Consider the following 16,619-nt stretch of genomic DNA (forward strand, 5'->3'; position numbering starts at 1 on the left):
CAGTGTTGCCCAAGGTTTCGGAGGCCGGGAGAAGGGCCTCCGACCTGCGAGAAGCCGCTGCCGCGGGGTGGCCGCAGCACGTCGCAGGGGTCCTTGTCAAGCCCCGAGACCCGTCCTGACCTGCGAAAACGCCCTTCGAGTGAACGGAAAAGCGTGTTATTCTGGAAAGCCACGGAAGGGGTCCTGTCACATGACGTTCAAGGTTGGCGACACGGTGGTCTACCCCCATCACGGGGCTGCACTGATCGAGGCCATCGAAATTCGCCAGATCAAAGGTGTGGACAAGACCTACCTGGTGCTGAAGGTTCAGCAGGGTGACCTCACGCTGCGCGTCCCCGCGGAGAACGCGGAGTTCGTCGGCGTGCGCGACGTGGTCGGCCAGGAGGGTCTGGACCGGGTCTTCGAGGTGCTCCGCGCACCGTACACCGAAGAGCCCACCAACTGGTCTCGCCGCTACAAGGCGAACCTGGAGAAGCTCGCATCGGGTGACGTCATCAAGGTCGCCGAGGTTGTGCGAGACCTGTGGCGGCGCGAGCGCGAGCGCGGCCTCTCGGCCGGCGAGAAGCGGATGCTCGCCAAGGCACGGCAGATCCTCGTCAGCGAACTGGCGCTGGCGGAGAACACCAACGAGGACAAGGCGGAGACGCTGCTCGACGAGGTGCTCGCCTCGTAGTGCGGCGCGTGTGCCGTTCAACAGCGCCCGGTGTCATGACGGCATTCGGGCGCTGTGGCATGCCCGGGGGCGCCCCGGGGTGACGTCCGTGCGACGGTGCTCGTAGCGCGTGGTCCTGAGTTTGGCGCCCGTGGCTCCGCTGCCCCTAGCCTTTGGTGCCCCTAGCCTTTGGTGTCCAGAGGGTGGGGGCCCGCACACCGGTACCCGAGAGGCGGCGCCGGGGTGGAAGGGGTCCGGTGCACCGTCTGACGGGTACGCCTGGGCCATACCCACTTCGCCGAAGGAGTGAAACCTGAACAGCACAGGAGTAGTGGCGGCGGCCGTGGTTCCGGCCGCCGGGCGGGGCGAGCGGTTGGGTCCCGGGGCACCCAAGGCGCTGCGCGAGCTGGGCGGCGCACCGCTGCTGGTGCACGCCGTGCGCGCGCTGGCCCGCAGCCGGGCGGTCGGCCTGGTGGTGGTCGCCGCGCCGCCGCAGGGCGTCGCCGAGGTGCTGGGGCTGCTGGACAGCCACGGCCTGGACGGCAAGGACATCCGGGTGGTGGCCGGCGGCGCGACCCGGCAGGAGTCGGTGCGGCTGGGCCTGGCCGCGATTCCGGAGAGCACCGGGATCGTGCTGGTGCACGACGCGGCCCGGCCGTTGGTGCCGGTCGAGGTGGTGGACGCCGTGGTGGCCGCGGTCCGGGGCGGTGCCGAGGCCGTGGTGCCCGCGGTGCCGCTGGCCGACACCGTCAAGCGGGTGGGCCCGGCGGGCGCCGGTGAGCCGGAGCCGGTGCTCGACACGCCCGACCGCGCCACGCTGCGCGCGGTGCAGACCCCGCAGGGCTTCCGCCGCGCGGCGCTCGTCGAGGCGCACGCCAAGGCGCTGGCCGAGGAGGCCGCGGGCGGTGCGCCGGTGGTCACCGACGACGCCGGATTGATCGAGCACTACGGCGGCCGGGTGGTCGTGGTGCCGGGCCACGAGGAGGCGTTCAAGGTGACCCGTCCGCTGGACCTCGTGCTCGCCGAGGCCGTACTCGCCCGCAGGAGGGCTTCCGATGGCTTCTGACACCCCGTCGGTCGTGCTGCCCCGGGTGGGCATCGGCACCGATGTGCACGCCTTCGCGGACGGCCTGCCGCTCTGGGTCGGCGGGCTGCGCTGGGAGGGCTACGACCAGGGCCTGGCCGGGCACTCGGACGCCGACGTGGTCGCGCACGCGGCCTGCAACGCGATCTTCTCGGCCGCCGGGCTCGGCGACCTGGGCCAGCACTTCGGCACCGACCGCTCCGAGTGGAAGGGCGCCTCGGGAGTGACCCTGCTGACCGAGGCGGCCCGGATCGTGCGCGCGGCGGGCTTCGAGATCGGCAACATCGCGGTGCAGGTGATCGGGGTGCGGCCGCGGATCGGCAGCCGGCGCCGGGAGTCCGAGGAGGTGCTGTCGGCCGCGGTCGGCGCGCCGGTCTCGCTCTCGGCGGCGACCACCGACGGGCTCGGCATGACCGGGCGCGGCGAGGGCCTGGTGGGTCTGGCGACCGCGCTGGTGTACCCGCGACCCTGAGCCGCGCCTGACGGGGGATCGGCGGCGGAGGGCGGCGGGCCGCCGCGGACCGCGGCTATCGGAACCGGATCGTCCGCTTTGCCATGAACTCGTGACGGGTGGGACGCGTAAACGTCGCGGGGCACTGCCGGATTCCCACTACGCTGGATGTCGTGAGCATTCGCCTGTACGACACCAACGCCCGCCAGGTACGCGACTTCGTCCCGCTTGTACCGGGTTGCGTCTCGATGTACCTGTGTGGCGCGACCGTGCAGGGCGCCCCGCACATCGGGCACATCCGGTCCAACCTCAGCTTCGACCTGATGCGCCGCTGGTTCGCCTACCGCGGCTTCGATGTGACCTTCGTGCGCAACGTCACCGACATCGACGACAAGGTGATCCGCAAGGAGCACGAGCTCGGCGTGCCGTGGTGGCAGATCGCCTACGCCAACGAGCGTGCCTTCAACGACGGTTACACCGTGCTCGGCTGCCTGCCGCCGACCGTGGAGCCGCGGGCCACCGGCCACATCCCCGAGATGATCGACATGATGCAGACGCTGATCGCCAAGGGCCACGCCTACGCGGCCGACGGCAACGTCTACTTCGACGTCAAGTCCTACCCCGGGTACCTGGAGCTCTCCAACCAGAAGCTGGAGAACCTCAAGCAGCCCGAGGGCGAGGGCGAGACCGGCAAGCGCGATCCGCGCGACTTCGCCATGTGGAAGGCGGCCAAGCCGGGCGAGCCCAGCTGGACCACCCCGTGGGGCCAGGGCCGGCCCGGCTGGCACCTGGAGTGCTCGGCCATGGTGCACAAGTACCTGGGCAAGGCCTTCGACATCCACGGCGGCGGGCTCGACCTGATCTTCCCGCACCACGAGAACGAGATCGCCCAGTCCAAGGCGTTCGGCGACGACTTCGCCAACTTCTGGGTGCACAACGCCTGGGTCACCATGAGCGGCGAGAAGATGAGCAAGTCGCTCGGCAACTCGGTGCTGATCTCCGAGATGGTGCAGCGCTGGCGCCCGATCGTGCTGCGCTACTACCTGGCCGCCCCGCACTACCGCTCGATGATCGAGTACAGCGAGGAGTCGATCCGCGAGGCCGAGGCCGGCTTCGGCCGGATCGAGGGCTTCATCCAGCGGGTGGTCGAGCGCTGCGGCCCGGTCGAGCCGGCCGCCGAGGTGCCCCCGGCCTTCGCCGAGGCGATGGACGACGACTTCGGCGTCCCGCAGGCGCTGGCCGTGGTGCACACCGCCGTTCGGCAGGGCAACAGCGCCCTGAACGCGGACGACAAGGAGAACGCGGTAGCGCGACTGGCCGAGGTCCGTGCGATGCTCGGTGTACTGGGCCTCGACCCGCTCGACGCGCAGTGGACCGGCACGGAGCGCGGCGAGGACCTGCACGGGGTCGTCGACTCGCTGGTCAGGCTCGTCCTGGACCAGCGCCAGGCGGCCCGGGAGCGCAAGGATTTCGCCACCGCGGACGCCATTCGCGACCAGCTGGGCCTGGCCGGCCTGGCGATCGAGGACACCCCGTCCGGCCCGCGCTGGACGATCAGCAACCAGTAGCCCCGGGGTCGTACCCGGGGCGCCGGTGGGCCGTACTTCCGCCGCGCTGCGACGCGGCGCGACGAGTACGGCCCATCGGCATGACGCAGACGGATAGAACAGGAAGTAACGTCATGGCCGGCAACAGCCAGCGCAGGAACGCACGCAACCCCGGGTCGAAGAAGGGTGCGAGCGTCGGGACCGGCGGCCACAGCCGGAAGGCGCTGCAGGGCAAGGGCCCGACGCCGCCCGGCGAGGCCCGCAAGGGGCACCCCAAGCAGCGGGCCGCCAACGCCGCGCTCAAGCGCGAGCGGGACGCCAAGGCCAGGGCCGGCATGCGCCGCTCCGGCGGCGGCGGCCGGGGCGGGCGCGGCGGCGCGGGTGCCGCCGAGCTGGTGGTGGGCCGCAACTCGGTGGTCGAGGCGCTGGTCGGCGGCGTGCCGGCCACCGCGCTGTACGTCATGCAGTTCATCGACACCGACGACCGGGTGCGCGAGGCGTTCCAGGCCGCCAACGAGCGGGGCATCCCGCTGATGGAGGCGCCGCGCCCGCAGCTGGACCAGATGACCGGCGGTCTGAACCACCAGGGCCTGGTGCTCCAGGTCCCGCCGTACGAGTACGCGCACCCCGAGGACCTGGTGGCCGCGGCTGCCGACCTGGGCCAGGACGCGCTGATCATGGCGCTGGACGGGGTCACCGACTCGCGCAACCTGGGCGCCGTGGTCCGCTCGGCGGCCGCCTTCGGCGCGCACGGCGTGGTGATCCCCGAGCGGCGCGCCGCCGGGATGACCGCCGGCGCCTGGAAGACCTCCTCGGGCGCCGCGGCCCGGCTGCCCGTGGCCCGGGCGACCAACCTGACCCGGGCGCTGGAGGCCTACCAGAAGGCCGGCCTGCTGGTGGTCGGTCTGGCGGCGGACGGCGAGTCGGAGGTCGGCGAGCTGGAGGCGCTGACCGGTCCGGTGGTGATCGTGGCCGGCAGTGAGGGCAAGGGCCTGTCCCGGCTGGTGTCGGAGACCTGTGACATCCGGGTGCGGATCCCGATGCCGGGTGCGACCGAGTCGCTGAACGCCGGTGTCGCGGCCGGCATCGTGCTCTACGAGGCAGCGCGGCTGCGGGCCAAGCGCTGAGTGGCGCCGCTGAGTGGCGCCGCTGGGGGCGGCCGGCCGGTGGTCGGCCGCCCCTCGCGCGGTGGTCGGCGGCCTCGCGCTCGATGGCCGGTCGCTCGCCTCGGTCGCTCGCCTCGGCCGTTCTCCGTGGCCGTTCTCCGTGGTCGCGGTGTCCGAGCCTGCACGGGGTTGACCCAAACGTTCACCCTCTCGTACGGGAGTGACCGGATCCGTCAGCCACGCCCGGCAGTTGCACCCGGGAGAGTGTCCTAACCGGGTGTCACCCGGTTAGAGGGGTGTGGACACCAGAACACCTCGGCGCCCCCGGTTTGGCCAAGCGGCAGGGATAGAGGCTGAGCCCGGCCTCAGCACCGTCAAGGTGCCGAGCGATCCGGCTCGGCTCAGCAGCACCCAGGTCAGCTTCCGGCTCAGACTGGCCGCGCCGGTCGCGCCGCTGCTCGACGCGCCGCCACCCCTGGCGGTGCCGTACGCGGACTCCTTCGGGCGGCCGTACGCGGCGTTGAACTACGGCGGTCGGCCCGGGCTGGTCCGGGTCGGCAGTGCCGACGCCGGCCCGGCCGCACTGGCGGGCGTGGGAGCCGCGCTGGGCGGCCCGGCGGCGGTCGGCGCGCCTCGGCGCAAGGGCCGGGTCACCGCCGTCACCTGGAGCGGCCAGGCCGCGCCGGGCGACCTGGCGGCCACTCAGCTGCTGGACGCGGTCCGGCTCAGCACCGTGCCCGCACCGGTCGGCGGCGCCGCCTCGCTCGGGTCGTCGTCGGCGTCGTCGTCGGCGTTCGGGGCGTCCGCGGGCGGCGGATCCTCGGTGGGTCTGGTCGACCCCGAGGAGACCCAGCCGCTGGAGGCCGTGCCGGGCTGGGACGACACGCCCGCCGACGGGTCGTACGGCTACGGCGGCAGGGGCCGCGGCACCTACGGCACGCGCGGGGCGGTGCCCCGGCAGCCGCACGGCTGGGCCGACGGCCCCGCGCCCTTCGGTGCCGAGCCGTACGGTTCCGAGTCGTCGGAGTCCCGGTCGGCCGGGCCCGCGTCCGCCAGGCCGCGTCCGCCCGTCGAGCCGCGGCTGGAGCGCGCCCGGCCGGCCGGCTGGAAGCCGAGCGGCGAGCTGCCCGAGCACTCGGCCGCCGCGGCCGGGGAGTCCAGCCGGCACTCCTGGCAGCCCCGCCGGAAGGTGGACCTCGGGCTGGTCCTGCTGCCGCTGCGCCTGCTGCTCGGCTCGCTCTCGGTCTACGCCGGGTTCAGCAAGCTCTGCGACCCGGTGTACTTCGACGGCGGCAACCGCGGCTCGATGATGCGCTGGCTCTCCTCGCTGCACCCCTGGCAGCTGGCCCAGCCGCTGCTCGACTTCGCCATGGCGCACCCGGTCGGGGCCGGCCTCGGGGTGGCCTTCACCGAGATCGTGGTCGGCGTGCTCTCGCTGCTCGGCCTCTGGCAGCGGCTGGCCGCCGGTGCCGCGATGCTGCTCTCCGCCGCGCTCCTCTTCACCGTCAGCTGGCGCGCCGTGCCGGTCTACGACACGCCCGACCTGATCTTCCTCGCGGCCTGGAGCCCGCTGCTGATCGCCGGCGCGCCGTTCGCCTCGCTGGACGGCCGGCTCGCTCTGGAGGCCTGGCGCCGGTACGGACCGCAGGCGCCCAAGGCGGTGCGCCGCCGGGTGCTGCGCCGGGGCACCGTGGTGGCCGTCGTGGTGATCGGCCTGACCATGCTGGTCGGTTCGCTGCTGGGCGCGGCGGTGCGAACCGGCGGTCGGCCGCAGCCCGGCCCCGCCCAGCCGCCGACCGACTACGGCCCGCCGGTCTGGCCGGCCGCCACCGTCGGCACCGGCGGGTCGCACGCCCCCGGCATGCCCGCGCCGGCTCCCCGGCCGGCCACCGGCTCCGCACCGCCCAGCACCGCGCCCTCGGCCGCTCCCGCCACCCCCTCGGCGCCGCCCTCGGCCGCGCCGACGGCCGGCCGGAGCGCGAAGGCCCGCCCGTCCACGGCGGGCCGGGGCGGGGTGCCGGAGGGCTCGGCCACGGGTGGCAACCCCGCCGGGCCGGGCGGCGGTTCGCCCGCCGGGGCGCCGGCGGCCGGGGCCACGCCCGCCGCCGGTGGCGCGGCTCCGGCGCCGGGCGGCACGCAGGGCAGCGGCTCCGGGGCGAGCACCCGGGCGCCGAAGGCCGCGCCGAGTGACGGCCTGATCGGCGGCGTGCTGGGCAGCGGTCCGCCGCAGCTGCGGTTGCCGACGACGCTGGGCATGCCGGGCGCGGGTCCCGGAGCCTCGGGAGGCTCTTCGTCGGCAGCGCCGATGGCCTGAGCACCGACGGCCTGAGCACCGATGGCCTGAGGAGCTGACGGCCTGAGGAGCTGATGGCCTGAGCGCCGACGGCCTGAGGAGTCGATGGCCTGAGCGCCGGTCGGCCGCAGGGACGGCTCCGCCGGGTCCTGTGGCTCGCTCAACTGCCGATCGCCCCTTCCTGGTTCTCCGGGAAGGGGCGATCGGTTTGTGCGCGGCGCAGGTGAGTGTGCGTCAGTTCTACCTGGGGGTCAGCTCCGCTGCAGTGAGGCCAGCTCCTTGGCGGCCTCGGTGAGGTCCTTCGCGGTGTCGATCGCCCGCCAGTACACGCCCTGCGGCAGCTGGTAGCCCGCCAGCCGCCTGGCGCGGGCGAGTTGGGGGAAGGTGGTGCGCTCGTGGTCGCCGACGTCCGGCAGCAGCTCGGCGAAGCCCGGCGCGAAGACGTAGAGGCCCGCGTTGATCAGGAAGGGCGAGGGCGGCGCTTCGATGAAGTCGAGCACATTGCCGAACCGGTCCGTCTCCACCGCGCCCCACGGGATCCGCGGCCGGGCCAGTGCGAGGGTGGCGAGGGCGTCCCGCTCGTGGTGGAAGGCGGCCATCTCACGCAGGCTGAACCGGGTCCAGATGTCCCCGTTGGTCGCGTACCAGGGCTCGTCCGGCCTGGGCAGCGCCCGCGCGGCGAACTTCAGCCCGCCGCCCCGGCCCAGCGGTTCGGCCTCGACCACGGTGCGGGCGCGGAGCGGCAGTTCGGCCTGGTCCAGCCAGGCCTGCAACACCTCGGCCAGATGGCCGCAGGAGATCACCACGTCGGTCACGCCTTCGGCTGCCAGCCAGGCGAGTTGGTGTCCGACGATCGGCGTGCCGGTGCCGGGGATCTCGACCAGCGGCTTGGGCCGGTCATCGGTGTACGGCCGCAGGCGCGAGCCCTGACCGCCGGCCAGGATCACGGCCTGCGTGACCGTGGGCGCCCCGATCGGGGCAGCCCGCGCGGCCGTGGTGGCCGCCTCGGCGGACGGGCCCTGGGCGGGGCTGGGGGCTTGCGGGGCGGCGGGGAGGTCGAAGCCGGTCATGGGCAGCAGGATAGGCCTGCTGCCCTGCCGTACCCGGTTCCCGCAGCCCGCCGCGGGGCGGCGGCGGTCGGTGACGCGTCGTCAGCCGGCGATGCCGGCCGCGAAGGACCCGTCGCAGACCGGACGCGCGACGGACCGGGCGCGCTGCACGTCGCCCTGGTACAGCTTGAGCGTGGCCTGCCCCAACTCCTTGGCGAGCGTGGTGCAGTAGGGAGTCAGGTTCGGCTCCTCGGTCATGCTGCGCTCCAGCAGGTCGAGCGCGGCGGCGGCACCGCGCGAGCGCAGCTCCGACATCAGGTCGGTGCGCAGGGCGTCCTGCGGCGACAGGCCCGGGTGGGCGGTGGTGCCGGTGACGTCGGCGGTGGTGGCGGTGCGGCCGATGCCACCACCGCTGCCGCTGGCGGCGGCGACCACCTGCTGGCTGTCGTTAACCGGCGGCGCCCAGGCCACCCGGGTCACGGCGAGGGTGCCTGTGGTCACCAGGATCACAGGCAGGGTGAGGGCGATGGTCTGGCCGATGCGGCGAACGAGCTGCTTCACGCCAGTGAGGGTAGCGTCGTGTGAGGACCTCCCGACACTCCGTCACACGGACGAGTGACGGCATGGCGCGGCCCCGCCGGACGGGTGTCCGACGGGGCCACGGTAACCGTGCTCCTGTACGCCGCCCCGGTCCCGGGGCCTCGCACGTCAGCCGCTGAGGCGGGCACCCGTGCTGGTCGAGAAGACGTGCGTCTCGCCGCCGGTCGGGACCACGTGCACGGTCTCGCCCTTCTGCGGGATCTGCCGGCCGTTGACCCGCACCACGATGTCCGCGTCCTCGCCACCGATCTTGGTGGTGCCGTAGACGAAGCCGTCCGCGCCGAGCTCCTCGACCACGTTGACCGTCACGGCCACGCCCTCGATGCCGCCACCGGAGACGATCTGGAAGTGCTCCGGGCGGATGCCGACGGTCACCGTCTTGTCGCTGCCGGCGCCGACCAGCTGCTCGCGGTCGATGTTGATCACCGAACCGCCGAACTTCACGCCGCCGTCCACCAGCGGCACCTCGACCAGGTTCATCGCGGGCGAGCCGATGAAGCCGGCCACGAAGACGTTGGCGGGCTTGTCGTACATCCTCCGCGGCGTGTCCACCTGCTGCAGCAGGCCGTCCTTGAGCACCGCGACGCGGTCGCCCATGGTCATGGCCTCGGTCTGGTCGTGCGTCACGTAGACCGTGGTGATGCCCAGGCGGCGCTGCAGGCCGGCGATCTGGGTGCGGGTGGAGACGCGGAGCTTGGCGTCCAGGTTGGAGAGCGGCTCGTCCATCAGGAAGACCTGCGGCTCGCGGACGATCGCGCGGCCCATCGCCACACGCTGGCGCTGGCCGCCGGAGAGCGCCTTCGGCTTGCGGTCCAGGTACTGGGTGAGGTCGAGGATCTTCGCGGCCTCCTCGACCTTCTGGCGGATCTCGGCCTTGTTGACGCCGGCGATCTTGAGCGCGAAGCCCATGTTGTCCGCGACGGACATGTGCGGGTAGAGCGCGTAGTTCTGGAACACCATCGCGATGTCCCGGTCCTTGGGCGGCAGGTGGGTCACATCGCGCTCGCCGATCCGGATCGCGCCGCCGTTGACGTCCTCCAGACCCGCCAGCATCCGCAGGCTGGTCGACTTGCCGCAGCCGGAGGGGCCGACCAGCACGAGGAACTCGCCGTCCTCGATGTGCAGGTCCAGCGCGTCGACGGCGGGCTTGTCGCCGCCCGGGTAGAGGCGGGTCGCCTTGTCGTACGTGACAGAAGCCATGACTGTACGTCTCCTTCACCGGCAGGAACGTGCCGGACGATCCGAGTAAAGGGGTGGAGTGGTGCACACTGGCCGGCCTCGTGGCCCAGTGGCCTGGACCACCTGAGAACCGGCTGCGGCCGAGGCTACCTGCCCCTTTCCCCCTTGTCAGCCCCCTCCCCCCACTCACCCCGTACCGGTCCGGTCACATTCCCGCCCGACCCCCGCCGATCTTCCCCGCCACACACCCCCACACGCCCCGCCCCTGCCGGTAGACTGCGACCCGGTTGCCCCCACGGCCTCGGCCGGGGACGGCTGCCGTGCCTCCTTAGCTCAGCTGGCCAGAGCACCGCTCTTGTAAAGCGGGGGTCGTCGGTTCGAACCCGACAGGGGGCTCCGTGAACCACCTCGGATGAGCTGCGGGTTCGGCCTTCTGGGGGCTCCGTCGCCGGCCTCGGACGAATCGTCCGGGGCCGTTTGCGTGAGCGGCGCGGCGGGGCACGGGGTGGTATCGCGCCGGGGTGCCTGTGTCGAGCGGTCGGCATGATGACTGGCATGGCAACGAAGAAGTACACGGTGACGCTGCCGGAGGAACTGGCGGAGGAGATCCGCTCCGAGGTGGGGTCGGGCGGGTTCAGCCGGTACGTCGCGCAGGCTGTGGAGCGTCAGCGCGAGCGAGATCACCTGCACGAGTTCGTCGGCTGGTGGGAGGGCGAGCACGGCGAAGTGACCGACGCGGAGCTGGCGCTCGCAGAGGCGGAGAGGCTCGGGCTGCAACGGCAGCACGCGGAGTGCGAGGCTCGATCTGTGCCTCATCGCAAGGCCGGTTGATGTCCGAGCTCGTCTACCTGCTCGACAGCGAGGGCTTGTCTCAAGCCGTTCTCGGGCACCGCGCGATGGGTGCCCGACTGAAGGATGCGGACCGCTCCGGCATCCGGGTCATGACCACGTCGATGGCGCTCGTCGAGGCGTATCGCAGGCGCGTCAAGAAGGCCGTGTGGGCATGGACCCTCTCCGGGATCGCAGTGGAACCGGTGACGAGGGAGATCGCGGGGGAGGCGATCGAGCTGCTGGAGACGGCCGGGCTGCGTGGGCACACGTACGCCATCGACGCTGCTCTGGCCGCGGTGGCGCTGCGTCAGCGTGGCGACGTCACGATCTTCACGTCCGACGAGGAGGACATGAGACTTCTCTGCGGGGATCGGGTCGTTGTCAGAGGGATCTGAAGCTGGAGAGGCTCGGGACGTGAGCCGGACCGGAAAGCCCTTGTTCTGTAGAGCGGGGGTCGTCGGTTCGAACCCGACAGGGGGCTCGGCGCGTGGCGCGTCCGTGGACGCCGGAGAGAGGTGGTTCGGCGCCGACTTGATGGACCCCACCCTGGCCCGGCTCGAACACGGCTGGCCCCCTCCACGACAAACGGACCGGCGCATGGGGGTCTTGCGCCGGTCGACGCAGGGCGGGAGAAGCCTAACGGCAGCGCCGAGGCCGTGTCGGATCGGGCGGTACGCGACGGGCAACCAGGGGCAGTGCGAGGCCGAAGCCGGCCGGGGGGCTCAGAGGGTGACGAAGGTGAGGCCCTTGGCCTTGAGGGCGGGCAGGACGGTTTTGAGGGCGTCCAGGGTCTGGGAGCGGTCGCCGCCGCCGTCGTGGCAGAGGAGGATGTCGCCGGGGCGGGCGGCCATGAGCTTTTCGGTGATCTTGGGGACACCGGGGCGGGACCAGTCGCGGGGGTCGACGTCCCAGTCGATGGGGATCATGCCGTACTTGGCGGCGGCCGCGAAGACGGCGGGGGACCAGTCGCCGCCTGGGGAGCGGAAGAGGGTGGGGGCGGGGGCGCCGGCGTCCACGATGGCGGACTGGGCGTTGGCGATCTGCTGCTCGATCTGGGCGCCGGTGCGGTGCGAGAAGGGCTGCGGGTGGGTCATCGTGTGGTTGGCCACGGTGTGTCCGTCGGCGGCGAGTTGGCGGATCAGGTCCTTGTAGTTGTGCGCCTGGCTGCCGACCACGTTGAAGGTGGCCCGGATGTCGTACTTGCGCAGCAGGGCCAGCACCTGCGGGGTGTAGTGCGGGTCGGGGCCGTCGTCGATGGTCAGCGCGATCGCGTCGGTGGGCGCGTCCGGCAGCAGGTCGTGCACCTTGTAGACGGGCTTGCCGCGCACCGCGAGCGGGGAGGCCGCCGAGGGGCTGGGCAGGGCGGCGATGGCCTTCGGGTCGACGGGGGCGGCCGGGGAGAAGGCGTCGGACGGGCTCGGCTCGGGCGCGGCGCCGTGGGCGTGGGCCGAGCCGGAGCAGCCGGCCAGCGCGGCGGAGGCGAGCGAGGCCGCGCCCAGGGTGGTCCAGGCGAGCAGGCGGCGGCGGGACGGCTGGGCGGAGTCGGCGGGCCGGGGTGCGTCGGACGGCCGGAGCGGCCGGGATATCGGCATGGCGGGACCTCGGGGCAGGCGGGCGGGCTGGAGACCGCGGGACGGATACGTCTGACGGGACGGATACGTATGAACCGACGCTGCGCGTGCCAGGACAGTTCCTGAGTGCCCGCTGGGAATTGTGCCCGGCCCGGCTTGATCGGCCGCCGGCCCTGGATGAGACTGGAGCGCCGACCGGGTGAGCCGTCGGCGTTGTCTGGGGGGATCACGCGGATGGATCGGACGGATGCCGAGCGGGAGCGGCTGCGGGACTACCTGACGGGGCCTGGTCTCGACCACGCGATCTTCGCGCCCGGCTTCGTGGAGGCGGTCGGGGCCCGGCGGTTGACGGCGATCCGCGGCGAGGCCCGCAAGGGGCTCGGCACGCTGGAGTCGATCCGGCCGGACGGCGAGGCGGGCGCGTACCTGGTGGACGGCCGGCGCGGGGTGGTGCGGGCCGAGGTCGGCGTGGACGAGCGGGGGCTGATCACCCTGCTCGCGCTGGAGCCGGTGTCGACCGGCCGGCCGCGTTCGATCGGTCAGCGCGTCCGCGAGCTGCTGCCGGTGCTGGTGGCGCTGCTGGTGGCGCCCGCCGTCGTGCTGATCGCGCTCGGCGGCGCGCTGGCCGGGAGTTGGAGCGCGGTGCTGCCCGCGCTGCTCACCGCGCTCGCGCTGCTCGTGGTCTGCCGGCTGGGCACGCCGTGGTGCTGGGTCAGCCAGCACACCCGCGCGGTGACCGCGGCCGCCGTCCTCGGCCTGGTCGTCGTCGGGCTGGTGCGGCTGCCGGGCCTGCCCGCCGGGCACCTCGGCTGGTCGGGCGTGGTCTTCCCGGCGCTGACCGTGCTCGCGGCCGTCGCGGGGGTGTCGGGCAGCCGGGAGGCGCCGGCCGAGCGGGCACCGCTGCTGATCGCCAACCCGCTGCCGGGCAGCCGGGTGCTGGTCGGCCAGGGCGGCGGCAAGGCCGTCAACCACCACGCCGACCACCCGGACCAGCGGTACGCCCTCGACCTGCTCTGCCTGGGCCCGCGCGGTGCCCGGGCCCGCGGCCTGGCACCGCGCGATCTCGCCGCCTACCGCGCGTACGGCGCGGTCGTGGCGGCGCCGTGCGACGCGACGGTGGTCAGCGTGGTCGACGGCCTCGCCGACCAGCCGGTGCAGGCCAGTCCGTTCGAGCGGGCGGGGCTCGAGCGGCAGCCGGTGTGCGGCAACCACCTGGTGCTGCGCACGGAGTGGGCCGAGGACGTGCACCTGGTGCTCGCCCACCTGCGCGCCGGCAGCCTGCTGGTCGCGGCGGGCGACCGGGTGACGGCCGGCCAGCCGCTCGCCGAGGTCGGCAACTCGGGCAACACCACCGAGCCGCACCTGCACCTGCACGCCGAGGCCCGCACGCCCGAGGGCACCACGCCGGTGCGGCTGCGCATGGTCGCGCACCCGGGCCGGGAACCGCGGCGCGGGCGCCGGCTGGACCACTGAGCGGGGCCCGGGCGCACTCCGGGACCTCCGGGACCACTGGGCGCGCTCCCCGGGCAGGCACGGCGGGCGGGCACGGCGGGCTGGAGCGGCGTTGACCCGGAGCACACGTCGCGTCCGCCAGGATGGCGGACGTCCGCCGTTCCCGTGCCCAGAGGAGCCCGCCGCCGATGTCCAGCCTCACCTACGACCGGGACGGATTCACGCTCGACGGGCAGCCGCTGCGGATCCTCGCCGGGGCGCTGCACTACTTCCGGGTGCACCCCGAGCAGTGGGACGGCCGGCTCGCCCTGCTGCGGGCGATGGGGCTGAACACCGTGGAGACGTACGTGGCCTGGAACCTGCACGAACCGCGGCCCGGGGCCTACGACTTCAGCGGGATGCTGGACCTGGAGCGGTTCGTCCGCACGGCGGAGCGGCACGGGTTGAAGGTGCTGCTCAGGCCCGGCCCGTACATCTGCGCGGAGTGGGAGTTCGGCGCCCTGCCCGCCTGGCTGCTCAAGGACCGGTCGATGCGCCTGCGGTGCGCGGATCCGGCGTTCCTGGCCGCCGTTGACCGGTGGTTCGACGTGCTGCTGCCCAGGATCGTGCCGCTGCTCGCCGAGCAGGGCGGTCCGGTGCTGGCGCTCCAGGTGGAGAACGAGTACGGCAGTTACGGCAACGACGCGGCCTACCTGCGGCACCTCGCGGACGGGCTGCGGCGGCGCGGCGCGCACTGCCTGCTCTTCACCTCGGACGGGCCGAGCGGGGTGGAACTGCAGGGCGGGACGCTGCCGGACGCGCTGCCGACCGTCAACTTCGGTGACCGGGTGGCGGAGAACCTCGCGGTGCTGCGCGGGCAGCTGCCGGACGGGCCGCTGGTGTGCATGGAGTACTGGAACGGCTGGTTCGACAACTGGGGCGCGCCGCACCACACCCGGGACGCGGCGGACGCGGCCAGGGTGCTGGAGGAGCTGCTCGCCGCCGGCGCCTCGGTCAACCTCTACCTCGCGCACGGCGGCACCAACTTCGGCTACCTGAACGGCGCCAACCTGGAGGAGGACGGGCGGCTCAAGCCCACCGTCACCAGCTACGACTACGACGCCGCGATCGACGAGGCGGGCCGGCCGACCGCGAAGTTCTGGGCCTTCCGCGAAGTCCTCGGCCGGTACACCGAGTTGCCGCCGATGCCGCGGGACGCGCCGCCGCCGCTGGAGCCGCGGACCCTGGAGCTCGGCCCGCCGGTGCCGCTGCTCGACCTGGTCGAGCAGCTCACCACCCCCGTCCCCAGCGCGGCGCCGCTCTCGATGGAGGAACTCGACCAGTCCTACGGCTTCGTGCTCTACCGCACCTGGGTCAGCGGCCCGCGCGAGAGCGCCGAGCTGCTGGTGGACGGGCTCGGCGACCGGGCCCAGGTCTTCCTGGACGGGCGGCCGGCCGGCGTGCTGGACCGGACGGCGCAGCCGGGGACGGCCCGGGTCGAGTTCGCCGTCCCGGCGTCCGGCGTCCGGCTGGAGCTGCTGGTGGAGAACCTCGGGCGGGTCAACTACGGCCCGCGGCCGGCCGATCGCAAGGGGATCGCGGAGGGCGTGCGGCTCGGCCGGCAGCTGCTGCTGGGGTGGCAGATGTTCCCGCTGCCGCTGGTCCATCCGGTGCCGCCGGCGGCCGGGCCGGGCCACGGTGCTCAGGGAGCCTCGGGAGCAGGTGATCTGACGGACCGTCCGGTGCTGCGCCGCGCGGTCCTGGAGGTGGACCGCCCGGCCGACACCTTCGTGCTCACCGAGGGCCACGGCAAGGGACTCTGCTGGATCAACGGCTTCCTGCTCGGCCGCTACTGGGACATCGGACCGCAGCAGACCCTCTACCTGCCGGGCCCGCTGCTGCGCCCCGGCCGCAACGAGCTGGTGCTGCTGGAGCTGCACGGGCCGCGCGGGGACGAGCTGGCGCTGGTGGCCGAGCCGGTGCTGGACCGGCTCGCCGAGCAGCACGCTCAGGCCTGACGGGTCGAGCAGCACGCTCAGGCCTGACGGGTCGGCAGGATCACCGCCTGGCGCAGGTTGACCCCGCGGCGGCGGCTGGTGGTCCAGCCGATCAGGTCGGCGATGTCCGCCGCCGTCAGCGGCGGGATGACCTGGAGCATGCCGGTCAGCTGGTCGGCGAGTTCGGCGTTGTCGATGTGCCCGCCCAGCTCGGTCTCGGTCAGCCCGGGCTCGATGTTGGTGACCCGTACGTCCAGCGGCCCGAACTCGGTGCGCAGCGAGGCCGAGAGCTGGGTCAGCGCGGCCTTGGTCGCCCCGTAGACGGCGTAGTTGGGGAAGGCGACGTGCGCGCCGATCGAGGAGACGTTGACCAGGTCGGCGGTGCGGCCCTCGGCCGCGGCGGCCACCAGGTCGGCGCGGAAGGCGTGCACCATGCGCAGGGCGCCGGTCAGGTTGGTGTCGATCATCGTCGTCCACTCGTCCAGGCGGCCGGCCGCCAGCGGGTTGGGCAGCATCACCCCGGCCGCGTTGACCAGCAGGTCGACCTGGCCGAACGCCGCGCGCACCTGGGCGGCGGCCGCGTCCACGGCGGCCTGGTCGCCGACGTCGACCCGGACGGCCAGGGCCTGGCCGCCCTCGGCGGTGATCTTCTCGGCGAGTTCGGCCAGCCGGTCGGCCCGGCGGGCCAGCAGCGCGACCCGGGCGCCGCCGGCGGCCAGCAGGCGGGCGGTGGCCTCGCCCATGCCGGAGGCGGCGCCGGTGACGACCGCGGTGCGGCCGGCGAGCTCGGGGTAGCCGGTGGTGGCCATGGTGTTCTCCTCCAGGATG

15 protein-coding genes and 1 tRNA gene are annotated in these 16,619 nt (G+C 73.5%); 11 read left to right on the plus strand and 5 right to left on the minus strand.

Annotation, left to right across the window (positions count from 1 at the left end; genetic code table 11):
• Positions 1-190 precede the first annotated feature (190 nt).
• The 6 genes from OG455_RS22430 to OG455_RS22455 all read left to right on the plus strand — a co-directional run bounded on the left by OG455_RS22430 (position 191) and on the right by OG455_RS22455 (position 7,154).
• Positions 191-673 carry a CarD family transcriptional regulator gene (locus OG455_RS22430; RefSeq protein WP_030244332.1) on the plus strand — a complete coding sequence of 161 codons (483 nt, stop codon included), beginning with the start codon at positions 191-193 and terminating at the stop codon, positions 671-673.
• Positions 674-983: 310 nt separating this feature from the next.
• Positions 984-1,718, plus strand: a complete 735-nt coding sequence (ispD, locus tag OG455_RS22435) for a 2-C-methyl-D-erythritol 4-phosphate cytidylyltransferase (RefSeq protein ID WP_266296417.1) — start codon at positions 984-986, stop codon at positions 1,716-1,718.
• The gene (ispF, locus tag OG455_RS22440; protein WP_266296419.1) at positions 1,708-2,208 is read left to right on the plus strand and encodes a 2-C-methyl-D-erythritol 2,4-cyclodiphosphate synthase; all 501 of its coding nucleotides are present in this window, start codon (positions 1,708-1,710) and stop codon (positions 2,206-2,208) included. Before ispD ends, ispF begins: the two co-directional genes overlap by 11 nt.
• Before the next feature lie 152 nt (positions 2,209-2,360).
• Positions 2,361-3,755: a cysteine--tRNA ligase gene (cysS, locus tag OG455_RS22445; protein WP_266296421.1), complete on the plus strand. Its 1,395-nt coding sequence runs from the start codon at positions 2,361-2,363 to the stop codon at positions 3,753-3,755.
• 113 nt (positions 3,756-3,868) lie between these two features.
• Positions 3,869-4,861 carry a 23S rRNA (guanosine(2251)-2'-O)-methyltransferase RlmB gene (gene rlmB, locus OG455_RS22450; RefSeq protein WP_266296423.1) on the plus strand — a complete coding sequence of 331 codons (993 nt, stop codon included), beginning with the start codon at positions 3,869-3,871 and terminating at the stop codon, positions 4,859-4,861.
• A 358-nt stretch (positions 4,862-5,219) separates the two neighbouring features.
• Positions 5,220-7,154 (plus strand): DoxX family membrane protein, encoded by a 1,935-nt coding sequence (locus tag OG455_RS22455; RefSeq protein ID WP_266296425.1) that lies wholly within the window; start codon positions 5,220-5,222, stop codon positions 7,152-7,154.
• 230 nt (positions 7,155-7,384) lie between these two features.
• On the opposite strand, the gene OG455_RS22460 is transcribed toward OG455_RS22455, so the two are convergent.
• The 3 genes from OG455_RS22460 to OG455_RS22470 form a co-directional block, all read right to left on the minus strand.
• On the minus strand, positions 7,385-8,203 hold the full coding sequence (locus OG455_RS22460) for a nucleotidyltransferase family protein (protein WP_266296427.1): 819 nt from the start codon (positions 8,201-8,203) through the stop codon (positions 7,385-7,387).
• An 81-nt stretch (positions 8,204-8,284) separates the two neighbouring features.
• Positions 8,285-8,743, minus strand: coding sequence for a hypothetical protein (locus tag OG455_RS22465; RefSeq protein ID WP_266296428.1), 459 nt, complete (start codon positions 8,741-8,743; stop codon positions 8,285-8,287).
• Positions 8,744-8,890: 147 nt separating this feature from the next.
• Positions 8,891-9,982, minus strand: a complete 1,092-nt coding sequence (locus tag OG455_RS22470; protein WP_266296430.1) for an ABC transporter ATP-binding protein — start codon at positions 9,980-9,982, stop codon at positions 8,891-8,893.
• 301 nt (positions 9,983-10,283) lie between these two features.
• Here OG455_RS22470 and OG455_RS22475 point away from each other — a divergent pair.
• The 3 genes from OG455_RS22475 to OG455_RS22485 all read left to right on the plus strand — a co-directional run bounded on the left by OG455_RS22475 (position 10,284) and on the right by OG455_RS22485 (position 11,187).
• Positions 10,284-10,357 (plus strand) — tRNA-Thr (locus OG455_RS22475).
• Positions 10,358-10,516: 159 nt separating this feature from the next.
• A complete protein-coding gene (locus OG455_RS22480) occupies positions 10,517-10,792 on the plus strand; it encodes a hypothetical protein (RefSeq protein ID WP_266296432.1) in 276 nt (91 codons plus the stop codon).
• A complete protein-coding gene (locus OG455_RS22485; protein WP_266296434.1) occupies positions 10,792-11,187 on the plus strand; it encodes a hypothetical protein in 396 nt (131 codons plus the stop codon). The genes OG455_RS22480 and OG455_RS22485 overlap by 1 nt, the downstream gene beginning before the upstream one ends.
• A gap of 327 nt (positions 11,188-11,514) precedes the next feature.
• Here OG455_RS22485 and OG455_RS22490 read toward each other — a convergent pair whose 3' ends face one another.
• Complete coding sequence (locus OG455_RS22490; RefSeq protein ID WP_266296436.1) at positions 11,515-12,384, minus strand: polysaccharide deacetylase family protein; 870 nt, start codon at positions 12,382-12,384, stop codon at positions 11,515-11,517.
• Positions 12,385-12,597: 213 nt separating this feature from the next.
• On the opposite strand from OG455_RS22490, the gene OG455_RS22495 reads away from it, so the two are divergent.
• Both OG455_RS22495 and OG455_RS22500 read left to right on the plus strand, forming a co-directional pair.
• Entirely contained in the window at positions 12,598-13,836 is a 1,239-nt protein-coding gene (locus OG455_RS22495; protein ID WP_266296438.1) for a M23 family metallopeptidase, read from the plus strand.
• Positions 13,837-14,003: 167 nt separating this feature from the next.
• Positions 14,004-15,812 carry a beta-galactosidase family protein gene (locus OG455_RS22500; protein WP_266296440.1) on the plus strand — a complete coding sequence of 603 codons (1,809 nt, stop codon included), beginning with the start codon at positions 14,004-14,006 and terminating at the stop codon, positions 15,810-15,812.
• Between the two features lie 17 nt (positions 15,813-15,829).
• Here OG455_RS22500 and OG455_RS22505 read toward each other — a convergent pair whose 3' ends face one another.
• Positions 15,830-16,600, minus strand: coding sequence for an SDR family oxidoreductase (locus OG455_RS22505; protein WP_266296442.1), 771 nt, complete (start codon positions 16,598-16,600; stop codon positions 15,830-15,832).
• Positions 16,601-16,619: the final 19 nt, after the last annotated feature.

The organism is Kitasatospora sp. NBC_01287 (genome assembly GCF_026340565.1).
GTDB lineage: Bacteria > Actinomycetota > Actinomycetes > Streptomycetales > Streptomycetaceae > Kitasatospora.